The sequence below is a fragment of the Enterobacter cloacae complex sp. IR5401 genome (genome assembly GCF_049238425.1).
Lineage (GTDB): Bacteria > Pseudomonadota > Gammaproteobacteria > Enterobacterales > Enterobacteriaceae > Enterobacter > Enterobacter hormaechei_C.
This window is the reverse complement of the sequence record NZ_JBMKHN010000004.1, coordinates 282,595-294,886: the sequence shown is the minus strand read 5'-3', so window position 1 is coordinate 294,886 and position 12,292 is coordinate 282,595. Positions and strand designations below refer to the sequence as shown.

The 12,292-nt window shown below is 57.5% G+C and carries 11 protein-coding genes and 2 pseudogenes; 11 read left to right on the top strand and 2 right to left on the bottom strand.

What is annotated here, in order from left to right; all coding sequences use genetic code 11:
- Positions 1-81: 81 nt before the first annotated feature.
- Positions 82-1,578 carry an L-asparagine permease gene (gene ansP, locus ACOTX1_RS08845; RefSeq protein WP_022648235.1) on the bottom strand — a complete coding sequence of 499 codons (1,497 nt, stop codon included), beginning with the start codon at positions 1,576-1,578 and terminating at the stop codon, positions 82-84.
- Positions 1,579-1,905: 327 nt separating this feature from the next.
- Positions 1,906-2,325, bottom strand: a pseudogene (locus tag ACOTX1_RS08840) (LysR substrate-binding domain-containing protein); the annotation flags it as partial.
- Between the two features lie 126 nt (positions 2,326-2,451).
- Between ACOTX1_RS08840 and ACOTX1_RS08835 the strand changes: the two are divergent.
- The 11 genes and pseudogenes from ACOTX1_RS08835 (at position 2,452) to pptA (ending at position 12,131) form a co-directional block, all read left to right on the top strand.
- On the top strand, positions 2,452-2,850 hold the full coding sequence (locus tag ACOTX1_RS08835) for a (R)-mandelonitrile lyase (protein ID WP_023314200.1): 399 nt from the start codon (positions 2,452-2,454) through the stop codon (positions 2,848-2,850).
- A gap of 71 nt (positions 2,851-2,921) precedes the next feature.
- The gene (locus tag ACOTX1_RS08830) at positions 2,922-3,461 is read left to right on the top strand and encodes a shikimate kinase (RefSeq protein ID WP_023314199.1); all 540 of its coding nucleotides are present in this window, start codon (positions 2,922-2,924) and stop codon (positions 3,459-3,461) included.
- A 109-nt stretch (positions 3,462-3,570) separates the two neighbouring features.
- Positions 3,571-4,572: an LLM class flavin-dependent oxidoreductase gene (locus tag ACOTX1_RS08825; protein WP_032672299.1), complete on the top strand. Its 1,002-nt coding sequence runs from the start codon at positions 3,571-3,573 to the stop codon at positions 4,570-4,572.
- On the top strand, positions 4,569-5,690 hold the full coding sequence (locus tag ACOTX1_RS08820; protein ID WP_017382285.1) for an amidohydrolase: 1,122 nt from the start codon (positions 4,569-4,571) through the stop codon (positions 5,688-5,690). Before ACOTX1_RS08825 ends, ACOTX1_RS08820 begins: the two co-directional genes overlap by 4 nt.
- A gap of 16 nt (positions 5,691-5,706) precedes the next feature.
- Positions 5,707-7,970 (top strand): annotated as a pseudogene (locus tag ACOTX1_RS08815) (NtaA/DmoA family FMN-dependent monooxygenase).
- Between the two features lie 9 nt (positions 7,971-7,979).
- Positions 7,980-8,489 (top strand): GNAT family N-acetyltransferase, encoded by a 510-nt coding sequence (locus tag ACOTX1_RS08810; RefSeq protein WP_003857004.1) that lies wholly within the window; start codon positions 7,980-7,982, stop codon positions 8,487-8,489.
- 9 nt (positions 8,490-8,498) lie between these two features.
- Positions 8,499-9,425 (top strand): amino acid ABC transporter permease, encoded by a 927-nt coding sequence (locus ACOTX1_RS08805; protein WP_003857005.1) that lies wholly within the window; start codon positions 8,499-8,501, stop codon positions 9,423-9,425.
- Positions 9,409-10,182 (top strand): amino acid ABC transporter ATP-binding protein, encoded by a 774-nt coding sequence (locus ACOTX1_RS08800; RefSeq protein ID WP_003857007.1) that lies wholly within the window; start codon positions 9,409-9,411, stop codon positions 10,180-10,182. Before ACOTX1_RS08805 ends, ACOTX1_RS08800 begins: the two co-directional genes overlap by 17 nt.
- A 9-nt stretch (positions 10,183-10,191) precedes the next feature.
- On the top strand, positions 10,192-11,079 hold the full coding sequence (locus tag ACOTX1_RS08795) for an ABC transporter substrate-binding protein (RefSeq protein ID WP_023314196.1): 888 nt from the start codon (positions 10,192-10,194) through the stop codon (positions 11,077-11,079).
- A gap of 166 nt (positions 11,080-11,245) precedes the next feature.
- Positions 11,246-11,863 carry a glutathione S-transferase family protein gene (locus ACOTX1_RS08790; protein ID WP_006810732.1) on the top strand — a complete coding sequence of 206 codons (618 nt, stop codon included), beginning with the start codon at positions 11,246-11,248 and terminating at the stop codon, positions 11,861-11,863.
- Between the two features lie 37 nt (positions 11,864-11,900).
- Positions 11,901-12,131: a tautomerase PptA gene (pptA, locus tag ACOTX1_RS08785; RefSeq protein ID WP_023314195.1), complete on the top strand. Its 231-nt coding sequence runs from the start codon at positions 11,901-11,903 to the stop codon at positions 12,129-12,131.
- The last annotated feature ends 161 nt before the right edge of the window (positions 12,132-12,292 follow it).

The following is a 12,292-nucleotide window of genomic DNA, read 5'->3' as shown; positions in this document are numbered from 1 at the left end:
CCGGTGGTGGTGCGCTTACCGGGCATAAAAAAACCATGAAATGCAGGCCGGGTAAGGCGAAGCCGCCACCCGGCTTTTTTATTAACGCGACGTCTCTTCCACCAGTGGACCGTCCTGTTTGTCATCTCCAGGATGAACCGGTGCGGTACTGTGGATTTCATTCACGCGTTTACGAACGCCAAACCAGCCAGCAATCAACAGCACCGCCAGCAGCGGGATTGTGGCGATGGTGTAGGTACCGTTCGGGTAGTCGAAGGCCATCAGCACCAGCACGCTCAGCAGGAACAGCAGGGTAAGCCAGGAGGTCACCGGTGCGCCCGGCAGCTTGAAGCTGACGTCAGCCGCTTTTCCTTCTTTGATCGCTTTGCGCAGACGCATCTGACACACCACAATAAAGGCCCAGGAGGCAATAATGCCCAGTGCAGCGACGTTCAGCACAATCTCAAACACCTGAGACGGCACCAGATAGTTCAGGAACACGCCAAAGATATACACCACCAGAGTGGCCAGAATACCCGCGTAAGGCACCTGCTGCTTGCTCATCTTCGACATAAACTTCGGCGCAGAGCCCCCCATCGACATGGAGCGCAGGATACGGCCCGTCGAATAGAGTCCGGAGTTCAGGCTGGAGAGCGCGGCGGTCAGTACCACGATGTTCATGATGCTGCCCACGTACGGCACGCCCAGCTTAGAGAAGAAGGTTACAAACGGGCTTTGGCCCGCCTGGTATGCGTTCCACGGCAGCAGCAGAACCAGTAGCACCACGGAGCCCACATAGAACAGGCCGATACGCCAGATCACGCTGTTGATGGCTTTTGGCACCATCGTCTGCGGATCTTTGCATTCACCTGCCGCCGTACCGACCAGTTCGATGGAGGCAAAGGCGAACACCACCCCCTGCACCAGAACCAGCGCTGGCAGCAGGCCGTGCGGGAAGAAACCACCGTTATCGGTAATCAGGTGGAAGCCGGTTGCGTTACCGTCCAGCGGTTTACCGGTGCCGAGGAATACGGTCCCGACCACCAGGAAGATCACAATGGCCAGCACCTTAACCAGCGCGAACCAGAACTCCATTTCGGCGAACCATTTCACGCCGATCATGTTCATGGTCCCGACAATTGCCAGCGCTCCGAGGGCGAACACCCACTGCGGCACATCGCCAAACGCGCCCCAGTAGTGCATATACAGCGCAACGGCGGTGATATCGACAATACCGGTCATTGCCCAGTTAACGAAGTACATCCAGCCCGCGACATACGCGGCTTTTTCACCAAGAAACTCGCGGGCGTAAGAGACAAAGCTGCCGCTGGAAGGGCGGTGGAGTACCAGTTCGCCGAGCGCACGAAGGATGAAGAAAGAGAAGATCCCGCACACCAGATAGACCAGGGCGAGAGCGGGGCCAGCCATTTGCAGACGTGCGCCTGCACCTAAAAACAGACCTGTACCGATAGCGCCGCCGATGGCGATCATCTGCACCTGACGGTTGCCCATCGCCTTGTGATAGCCCTCTTCATGAGAGTTCAACCAGCGACGTTTCGCAGCATGATGATCGGCTGCGCTTTTATTGCTTGTTTTCATTGAGTTACCTGTTTGCCTGTCTGAACCATTAACGTGATAGTCCTGCCTGGCAGATGCCGAAACAAACGATTGCTTCTGCGCAGACACATGCTGCCTTTCCAGTCATTCTGTGTATGGATAAGGCAAAACATGGCGAGGCATCCTACCCGCAATTGATAAGCGACGCAAAATATAACCGTGCCGAAAGTGATGCACGTCGAAGGAAATCGTGTGGTCAGAGCAGACGGGGATCACAACGCGCTGAATCGTGGCGTTTTTTTAGGCAAAAAGGTCTGCGAATGCTGATTTAATCATCAGGTTTACTTAATAGTTACTTATAGGTAGAGACTATGTATGCCGCAGGGCTGCAATGAGTAATGCAAAGGCGGTAGTGTGCTGGCGGCGGCTCGGATAATACAGATGGTATCCCGTAAAAGCCGGACACCAGGCTTCAAGCACACCCACTAACCGGCCCTTAGCAAGGGCGTCCTGAACCGCATCTTGCGGAACATACGCCAGCCCCAGACCGTTTTCGGCGGCATCGATGCGCTGCGGCAGGCTGTTGAGGATCAGCTGGCCGTCAACCCGCACGCGCAGCTCACGTCCGTCCCGTTCAAATTCCCAGGCATATAATCCGCCGCGTGTGGGCAGGCGCATATTAATGCAGCGGTGCTGATCGAGCTGCTCCGGCGTTTTCGGTATGCCGAAACGTTGCAAATACTCTGCTGACCCGACAACCGCCATGCGCATGTCCGGCGCAATACGTACCGGTCTTTTAACATGGCGGCTTACTCGATTTATGAATTGAACTCATGGTTCCTTTCTGATTATGCACTCTAATGCTCCCCATGGCTTTACGCTACTGTTAACGCAACAGCAAACGAGGAGTAAATCATGAAAATTATCCGTAGCGGTTCGTTACCTTCCGTTCAGGGTCCAGAGGCCTGGTTTACCGGCAGCGTGCGCATTGACGCGCCTTTCCAGGCGACTGAACCGGCAAAAGTCGGTGGCGCGACCGTCACCTTTGAACCCGGCGCACGTACCGCCTGGCATACGCATCCTCTTGGACAAACGCTGATCGTGACGCAGGGGCGCGGCTGGTTACAGGAGTGGGGGAAAGAGGCGGAACCGCTGAATCAGGGGGATATCGCCTGGATCCCACCCGGCGTGAAGCACTGGCACGGCGCAAGCGCGCAGACGGCGATGACCCATATCGCCATCGCAGAAGCGGTCGACGGGAGCCCGGTGGCATGGCTGGAGAAGGTCACCGACGAGCAGTATCCGAACGAGTAGTCTGGCGTTTCGTAAACAAATTATTAACGTTATGATTCGATCCGTTTTCTTCAGCATTTGCAGGCGGAACGGTGAAAATCAATATCATAGGTACCAGCGGAAGTGGGAAAAGCACGTTTGGCAGGCGAATCGCGGAGGCGCTGGCTATCCCTTACATTGAGATGGACAGGCTTTACTGGCGAGCGAACTGGCAGGGAACACCGGACGATGAGTTTCTTGCAACCCTGGAAAAAGCGCTCGCCGCCTCGCCTGACTGGGTCCTGGACGGGAATTACAACCGCACACGCGACGTTAAGTGGCGCGACGTCGATCTGGTGGTGTGGATAGATCGTGGGTTTATCCGCACGCTCTGGCAAGCGGTGACGCGGGCCTCCAGACGCGCCTGGCACAAACAGGAGCTCTGGCCCGGCACGGGGAACCGCGAAAGCTTTCGTCGGTCGTTCCTTACCAAGGACTCTATTATCATCTGGACGATCAAAACCTGGCGCAGCAACCGCAAACGCTATCAAGCGGATATGCAAAACCCGCAGTACAAACACATTCGCTTTCTCCGCATTACCCGACGGCAGGATGCCGAAAGACTCATTGCCTCGCTTAAATCACGCCGATGACAGACTCTCTATTGCCGTTTTCCGGCAATCCAAATGTAAATTAATTGTTTCTCAGAGGTGAAATCCGCCTTTAATAATGACGACATGTTAAGTCAAACGAGAACGCAACATGTCATGGCGAATCAGCATTCTGGATAAAAGCCCCGTCGCAGAACACGAAACAGCCGCCGATGCGCTGGCGCGAACCTTAGCACTGGCGCAGCAGGCAGAAACGCTGGGTTATCACCGCTTCTGGATTGCCGAACACCACAATACCCCGCAGCTTGCCAGCCCCTCGCCGGAGCTGCTGATTGCCTGGATCCTCGGGCAAACAAAGCGTATTCGCGTGGGTTCAGGCGGCGTCATGCTGCAACATTACAGCCCCTACAAAGTCGCCGAAAATTTTAACGTACTGGCCGCCATTGCGCCGGGCCGGGTTGATCTGGGCGTTGGCAAAGCGCCCGGCGGTCTGCCGCTCTCTACCCGCGCCTTGCAGTACGGCCTAAATCCGCAGGAGAAAGGCAGCTTTGCGGACCAACTGACGCAGCTTGATCGCTGGATCCGCCCTGAAAATCAGTCAGCGGAGGAGGACGTTCGCGCCACGCCGCTGCCACCGGCGCCTGCCCGGGGATTCCTGCTGGGCGCCAGTACCGAAAGCGCGCTGCTGGCGGCCTCCCTCGACTGGCATTTTGTCTTTGCCGCCCATCTGAATGGTGATCCTGAGCTGCTGCGCGAGGTCGTCACAGCCTGGCGTCAACACAGCGTCCGGGAGGTGATTGTGGCCGTGCAGGCCATTGTTGCCCCAACCCAGGCTGAGGCCGATGCGCTGGCGCAGAAGGTTGAAGTGTGGGGTGTGGAGCTGGCAAACGGACAGCGCGTCACCGTCGCCAGCGAAGAACAGGCCTACGCCTTTGCGCGGCAGGCGGGGAGTGAACCGGTGCGCATTGCGCGTCGGGCGCAGTCTCTGCTGGCCGGAACGGCGGCGTCGGTGCTTGAACAGCTCAACGCGCTGCATCAGCAGTGGGGGATTGACGAATTTATCATCGACACGCCGGTCGCTGATGGCGCAACGCGCGTGCAGTCCCTGCGACTGCTGGCCGAGGCGCGTCTTAACAGGGAGGTTACCGTATGAGCTTTAGCGAACAACTGATTGCCTGGCGCCGTGAGCTGCACCAGAACCCTGAACTCTCCGGTCAGGAGGTCGAAACAACGGCCCGCCTGCGCGAGTGGCTGACGGCAGCCGGGATTGCACCGCTGCCTTACGATCTCCAGACCGGGCTGGTTGCGGAGATCGGCACGGGCAACGCACTGGTTGCGCTGCGCGCCGATATCGACGCGTTACCCATCGACGAGCGCAGCGGGGTGCCGTTTAGCTCCCGGCGTGCCGGGGTGATGCATGCCTGCGGACACGACATTCACACCAGCGTGATCCTCGGCGCCGCGCTAAAGCTGAAAGAGCGGGAAGCCTCGCTCAACGGTCGCGTGCGGATCCTGTTCCAGCCTGCGGAAGAAAATTTCGGCGGAGCGAAAAGCATGGTGCGTGCCGGGGCGTTACGCGACGTACGCGCGATTTTCGGGATGCATAACGAGCCGTCACTGCCGGTCGGCGAGTTTGCCACGCGCGGCGGCCCGTTCTATGCCAACGTTGATCGCTTCGTTATTCACGTGACCGGCAAAGGCGCGCATGCCGCACGTCCCCATGAAGGCAACGACGCCATCGTGCTGGCAAGCCAGCTGGTAACAGCGCTGCAAAGCGTAGCCAGCCGTAACGTCAACACGCTGGATTCGGTTGTTCTGAGCGTGACGCGCATCGCCGGGGGGAATACCTGGAATGTGCTGCCGGAAAGCGTTGAGCTGGAGGGCACGCTGCGCACGCACCGCACGGAAGTGCAGCAGAACGTGAAAGCGCGCGTCGGTGAAATCGCCGCTGGATTTGCCAGCGCCTTTAGCGCGCAGATCAACATCACCTGGTACGCCGGGCCCACCGCGCTGGTGAACGATGAGCACTGGGCCGGGTTTGCCACCTCGGTCGCGCGCGAAGCGGGATATGAAACCCGGCATGCGGAACTGCACATGGGCGGGGAGGATTTCGCGGTCTATCTGCAAAACATACCCGGCGCGTTTGTCAGCATTGGCAGCAACAGTCCGTTTGGGTTACATCACCCGGCATTTAACCCGGACGAAGCATTAATCGAACCCGCTGCCCGCTATTTTGCTCAGCTCGCGGAAAAAGCCCTGCAACACGTTTAATTAATTTGAGGTGAATATGACTGCACATCGTCAATTGCGGCTGGGGACCATTTTGCATGGTGCATCCGGTAATATGTCTGCCTGGCGCCATCCCGCGGCGGTCGCGGATGCCAGCATTAATTTTGATTTCGTTAAAGAAACGGCTTTAAAAGCAGAAGAGGGCAAGCTCGACTTTATATTTGTGGCCGACGGCCTTTATATTAACGAGAAATCCATTCCGCATTTTTTAAACCGCTTTGAGCCGCTGACGGTGTTGTCCGCGCTGGCGAGTATCACCTCGCGCCTGGGGCTGGTCGGCACGTTATCCACCTCGTACAGCGAGCCTTTCACCGTTGCACGCCAGTTCGCCAGCCTCGATCACCTGAGCAACGGACGCGCGGGCTGGAACGTGGTGACGTCACCGCTGGAAGGGTCAGCGAAGAACTTCTCACGTGAAAAACACCCGGAGCATGCGCTGCGCTACCGCATTGCCGATGAGTATCTCGACGTGGTGAAGGGGCTGTGGGATTCCTGGGAAGGGGATGCCTTTATCCGCAATAAAGAGAGCGGACAGTTCTTTGATGCGTCGAAACTGCATACTCTTGATCACCACGGTGATTTCTTCCAGGTTTCCGGCCCGCTGAATATTGGCCGCACGCCGCAGGGACGTCCGATTGTCTTTCAGGCTGGTGCGTCCGACGACGGTAAAAAGCTGGCGGCAAAACACGCTGACGCCATCTTTACCCACCATGACACGCGGGAAGAAGCCCAGGCTTTTTACCGCGATGTTAAACAGCAGCTGGAAAGTCACGGCCGTCGCGCAGAGGATTTACATATATTCCAGGGCGTCAGCGTGATTGTTGGAAACGACGCCGATGACGTAGAAAACCAGTATCAAACTACGGCGGCACTGGTCTCCATTAATGATGCGCTGAATTACCTCGGACGATATTTCGAGCATCACGACTTCAGCCAGTATCCCCTCGACGCGCCGTTCCCGGATATTGGCGATTTGGGCAAAAACAGCTTTCGCAGCACCACCGATGAAATCAAGCGTAACGCCCGTGAGCGCAACTTAACTCTGCGTCAGGTCGCGCTGGAAGCCGCATCGCCGCGCCCGCGTTTTTCCGGCACACCGGAGCAGGTGGCCGATGGTTTACAGGCCTGGTTCGAAGAGAAGGCGGCGGATGGCTTCATCATTCAGGGCGGCACGCCGGACACCTTCCCGCGCTTTGTCGACCAGGTGGTGCCCGTTTTACAGGCGCGCGGCCTGTTCCGCACCGACTATTCCGGCACCACGCTGCGCGAAAGTCTGGGCTTAGACGAGCCCAAAAATCAGTTCACACAACAATAAAAGAGAAAAACGCTATGCAGAAATCATCGCTTATTCTGGCGCTTGCGCTGGCCTTTACCCCTGCCGTCTGGGCAGAGAACGTCAATATTAACGGCACCGGCGTGAGCATTGAGGCCAATAAAACGCCGATCAATACCGCCAAAAACAGCGATGCGATCGCGCAACTGCCGAAAGACTATCGTTTTGCCGTGCCGGGGAAATTTACCGTGGCGGTGGCGGGACTGAATCAACCGCCGCTGACGGTCTTTTCCGACGACAACAAAACTCTGCTGGGAAGTGAGGTCGACATCGCGCGTCTGGTAGCGGACAGCCTCGGACTGGAGCTGAACGTGGTGCCCACCTCCTGGGAGGACTGGCCGTTGGGGGTTGCCTCCGGGAAATACGACGCGGCTATCAGCAACATCACCGTCACTAAAGCGCGCAAAGAGAAGTTCGACTTCGCCACCTACCGCAAGGATTCACTTGGCTTCTACGTGAAATCCACCAGTCCGATCAACTCGCTTGTGAAGGCCGAGGATATCGCCGGGCTGCGCATCATCGTGGGTTCCGGCACCAACCAGGAGGCCATCCTGCTGGCATGGAACGAAGAGAATCTCAAAAAAGGGCTTAAACCCTTTACGCCGATCTACACCAAAGACGACGCGGCCCAAACGCTGGCGCTTCAGTCCGGACGCGCGGACGCCTACTTTGGTCCGAACGTGATCGGCGCCTGGAAAGCGGCGCTTAACGGTAAAACCAAACTGGTCGGCAGCGTCGACGGCGGCTGGCCGAAGGCGGCGCATATCGCGGTGACGCTGAAAAAAGGCAGCGGCCTGGTCGAACCGGTTCAAACCGCGCTGAATGGCGCGATCAAGAACGGAGATTACGACAAGGTGCTGAACCGCTGGGGGGAAGGCGTGGAGCGTATCCCCAGTTCCGAAGTTAACCCGGCGGGTCTGGGCGATTAAGGAGGCGCTATGCGCGAACAATTTCGTGACGTTTCGCCGGAAGATGCCGATCTTCAGCCCATTATCGAGGGGCTTTTTGGTGAATACGCTGCTCGTTACGGCGACTACTTTTCAAAGGATGCGGAAGTCGAGCTGACAGAGTGGTACCTGGCGCCGCAGGGGCTGTTTATCGTTCTGGAGCGCGATGGCGAGATCATCGCCACCGGGGCGTATAAGCCCTTCGACGAACATACCGCAGAGATCAAACGTATCTGGACGAATAAAACGCTGCGCCAGCAGGGGCTGGCCGCTCGCGTGGTACAGGAGCTGGAGCGCCGGGCGGTGCTGGCGGGCTACAGCCACATCTACCTGACCACGGGGTTTCGTCAGCCGGAGGCGGTGCGGCTCTATCTCAGCCAGGGGTATCAGCCGCAGTTCGATCTCAACCGCGACCCGGAAGAGTACAGCCAGCCGCCGTTCGACGGTCGGCTGCGTTTCACCAAGACGCTGATCCGCGAAGCGCTCAGCAAAACCGCATAAGGAGCGACGATGAGCAACGTTGAAACCATAAAAGTGGTCCCGGCACGTTATCCGCTGCGCGCTGCTGGCGCCGTGGTGGCGCTGTTTGTGCTGGCGGTCGTGATCCAGTCCGTGGCCTTTAATCCGCGCTGGGAGTGGGCGGTATTTGCCCGCTGGTTCTTCGACCCGGTGATCCTCGAAGGCGTCGGCCAGACGCTGCTGCTGACGTTGATAAGCACCGTACTGAGCGTGGTGATTGGCGGCATGCTGGCGCTGGCGCGGCTCTCGTCATCATGGCTGTTGAGCAGCCTGGCGTGGGGTTACATCTGGCTGTTCCGATCGCTGCCGCTGATCGTGGTGCTGATTATCCTCTATAACTTCTCCTATCTCTACGACACGCTCTCTCTCGGCGTGCCTTTTACCGGCATTACCTGGGGCAGCTTTGAAACCATCAACGTTCTCGGGCAGTTTTCTACCGCCATCGTGGGGCTGACGCTGGTGCAGAGCGCCTATACTGCGGAGATCATTCGCGGGGGCTTCCTTGGGGTCGACCACGGTCAGTATGAGGCGGCCGCTGCGCTAGGTCTGCCGGCGTGGCGTCGCACCGTGCGCATAATTCTCCCGCAGGCGCTGCGAACCATCCTGCCGTCCGGGTTTAACGAAATTATCAGCCTCGCAAAAGGGACGGCGATGGTGTACGTGCTGGCGATGCCGGAACTGTTCTACACGATCCAGATGATCTACAACCGCACCCAGGAGGTGATCCCGCTGTTGATGGTGGGGGCCGTCTGGTATCTGGTGATCACCACCGTACTGTCTGCCATCCAGCATGTTATTGAGCGTGGACTCGCCCGCAGCGAGCGCCGCTCCGCCGTAAACCAGAACCGGGCGGCGAGTCGCTCGCGTTCGGTCACCACTTCGCCAGCACAGGAGCCTGTTCATGCAAGCCTCTCCTGAAGGACACATTTCCATTACCGGCGTCAGTAAGTTTTTTGGCCGACATAAAGCGCTCGATAACGTCACGCTTGAGATCCCGCCGGGGTCCGTGACGGTGATCCTCGGCCCCTCTGGATCGGGAAAATCGACGCTGCTGCGCGCCATTAACCATCTGGAGCGCGTAGACGAAGGCTTTATTCAGATTGACGGGGATTACATCGGCTATCGCCGTCAGGGTGACAAACTCTACGAACTAAAAGAGAGAGAGATCCTCAAACAGCGCGTCAACGTTGGGTACGTGTTTCAGAACTTCAATCTTTTTCCGCATCTCACGGTGCTGGAAAACCTGATTGAAGCACCCATCGCGCATAAAAAGTTCAGTAAAAAAGAGGCTGTTGAAAACGCCTACAGCCTGCTGGATGTGGTAGGACTGCGCGATAAAGCCGATGCCTGGTCGCGTCACCTCTCCGGCGGCCAGCAGCAGCGTATCGCCATTGCCCGCGCGCTGGCGCTGCGCCCGCGCGTGATGCTGTTTGATGAACCAACCTCGGCGCTGGATCCGGAACTGGTTGGCGAAGTGCTGGACGTGATTAAAAAACTCGCCCGTTCCGGCACTACGCTGGTGGTGGTCACCCATGAGATCGGCTTTGCCCGGGAAGTGGCGGACCAGGTGGTATTTATGGTCGACGGTAAAATTGTGGAGCAGGGCAGCAGCGATGACGTTTTAAACCGACCGTCTCATCCGCGAACGCGCCAGTTCCTCTCAAAAGTGCTGTAAGGAGCGCAGATGAAATATGGACTCCTGGCGGGGCTGGTCTTCACGACGGCGAGCCACGCCAGCATTGATTTAAAGGCCAACGAACAGCCGCTGCCGGTGACGGTTGATCAACAGGCAGTGGCGAAAATCCCGGCGAACTATAAATTTGTTGAGCCGGGTACCCTCACGGTGGCGATTTCAGCCCTGAATTCTCCGCCGCTTGCGCTGCTGGCCAGTGATAACCGCACCCGTATTGGCAGCGACCCGGATATCGCCCGGTTGCTGGCGGGCAGTCTGGGGCTGAAGCTGAAGCTGGTGCCAACGGCGTGGGAAGACTGGCCGCTGGGGATCACTTCCGGGCGCTATGACGTGGCGTTGGTGAATATCGCCGTCACCGAGCAACGTAAGGAGAAGTTCGATTTTGCGACCTATCGCGTCGATTCCCTGGCCTTCTCGGTGAAATCCACCAGCAACGTACAGTCGATCACCAGTGCGAAAGATCTGGCCGGGAAAAAGGTGATTGTCGGGTCTGGCACCAATCAGGAGCGTATTCTGCTGGGCTGGAACGAAGAGAATAAAAAGGCCGGGCGCAAGCCTGCGTTGCCGGTTTACCTGACCGACGACGCCTCAGGCAATCTTTATATTCAGTCCGGCAGGGCGGATGTGTTCTTTGGACCGCAGTCCGTTTCGGCCTATAAAGCCGCGTTAACCGGCAAAACCCGCGTCGTGGGTTTAGGCCCGAAGAAAGCCTATGTCGCCACCACAACCAAAAAAGGTAATGGGCTGGTGTATGCGTTGCAGGCTGCGCTGGACGGTGCGATTAAGCGCGGGGAGTATCAAAAGGTGCTGGCGCGCTGGGGGGAAGCGGGCGAAGCGGTGACGTCTTCAGACGTTAATCCGCCCGGGATAACCTACTAATGGTGCTCTATACCCTAAATAATTCGAGTTGCAGGAAGGCGGCAAGGGAACGAATCCCCGGGAGCGTACATAAGTACGTGACTGGGGTGAGTGAATGCAGCCAACGCACCTGCAACTTGAAGTATGACGGGTATACACTTAGGGTTTTCATCCCTGAGGGGGCAACATGATCAAACTCTATGGCGTACCTGGCTGGGGATCGGCAATCAGTGAAGTGATGCTGACTCTGGCAGACATCCCGTATCAGTTCGTCAACGTGGACGGGTTTGACCAGCCCGGCCCGCAGCGCGAATTGCTGTTGAAACTGAACCCGCTGTGCCAGGTGCCGACGCTGGAGCTGGAAAACGGGGCGATCGTGACGGAAACCGCGGCGATCGCCCTGATGGTGCTCGACAGACGTCCCGACCTCGCGCCGCCCGTTGGGCAGGCCGAGCGCCAGCAGTTTCAGCGTCTGCTCATCTGGTTTGTGGCGAACGTCTATCCCACCTTTACGTATGCAGATTACCCGGAACGCTGGGTGCCTGATGCCCCGGAACAGTTGAAGAAAAACTGCATTGAGTACCGAAAATCGCTTTATCTGTGGTTCGACAGCCAGCTCAGCGCCTCGCCGTTTGCGTTTGGCAAACAGCTGACGCTGCTTGACGTCTATATTGCCGTTGCGCGTACCTGGGGTCCACGCCATGAGTGGTTTGCCACCAACACGCCTAATATTACCGCCGTCGCGGATGCCGTCTGCGCGCTGCCGGAACTGCACAAGGTGCTAAAAGCTAACGATATAATCTGATAACGTGGAACGCTCACCTATAAAAGGAGCCCTGCCCATGCCACATGTTGATATCAAATGTTTTCCACGCGATCTGACTGACGAACAAAAAACGGCCCTGGCGGCGGATATCGCCGAAGCGATCGCCCGTCATCTGAACAGCAAAGATCGCTCAATCTCCGTGGCGCTTCAGGAGATTCAGGAAGCTGACTGGAAGGTGCAGGTCTGGGATACCGAGATCGGCCCGAAACTGGATGAACTGATTAAGAAGCCCGGCTATTCGATGTAACTTGCCTGCCGGGTGGTGCAATATCACCCGGCGATCCCCATTTTTATTCCCTTTCGCAAAAATCGATAATAAAAACCATAACGATTCCGCTACAATTCATCCTTCCGAACAATATTCGTTAAATCAGCAGGTAAGCACTGCAACTGCACCAGATTAAGTAT

Excerpts from the sequence above, each read along its gene's own strand:
- ansP (WP_022648235.1), bottom strand. The coding sequence starts at position 1,578 with ATGAAAACAAGCAATAAAAGCGCAGCCGATCATCATGCTGCGAAACGT.
- ACOTX1_RS08835 (WP_023314200.1), top strand. The coding sequence starts at position 2,452 with ATGAAAATTATCCGTAGCGGTTCGTTACCTTCCGTTCAGGGTCCAGAG.
- ACOTX1_RS08825 (WP_032672299.1), top strand. The coding sequence starts at position 3,571 with ATGTCATGGCGAATCAGCATTCTGGATAAAAGCCCCGTCGCAGAACAC.
- ACOTX1_RS08820 (WP_017382285.1), top strand. The coding sequence starts at position 4,569 with ATGAGCTTTAGCGAACAACTGATTGCCTGGCGCCGTGAGCTGCACCAG.
- ACOTX1_RS08810 (WP_003857004.1), top strand. The coding sequence starts at position 7,980 with ATGCGCGAACAATTTCGTGACGTTTCGCCGGAAGATGCCGATCTTCAG.
- ACOTX1_RS08805 (WP_003857005.1), top strand. The coding sequence starts at position 8,499 with ATGAGCAACGTTGAAACCATAAAAGTGGTCCCGGCACGTTATCCGCTG.
- ACOTX1_RS08800 (WP_003857007.1), top strand. The coding sequence starts at position 9,409 with ATGCAAGCCTCTCCTGAAGGACACATTTCCATTACCGGCGTCAGTAAG.
- ACOTX1_RS08795 (WP_023314196.1), top strand. The coding sequence starts at position 10,192 with ATGAAATATGGACTCCTGGCGGGGCTGGTCTTCACGACGGCGAGCCAC.
- ACOTX1_RS08790 (WP_006810732.1), top strand. The coding sequence starts at position 11,246 with ATGATCAAACTCTATGGCGTACCTGGCTGGGGATCGGCAATCAGTGAA.
- pptA (WP_023314195.1), top strand. The coding sequence starts at position 11,901 with ATGCCACATGTTGATATCAAATGTTTTCCACGCGATCTGACTGACGAA.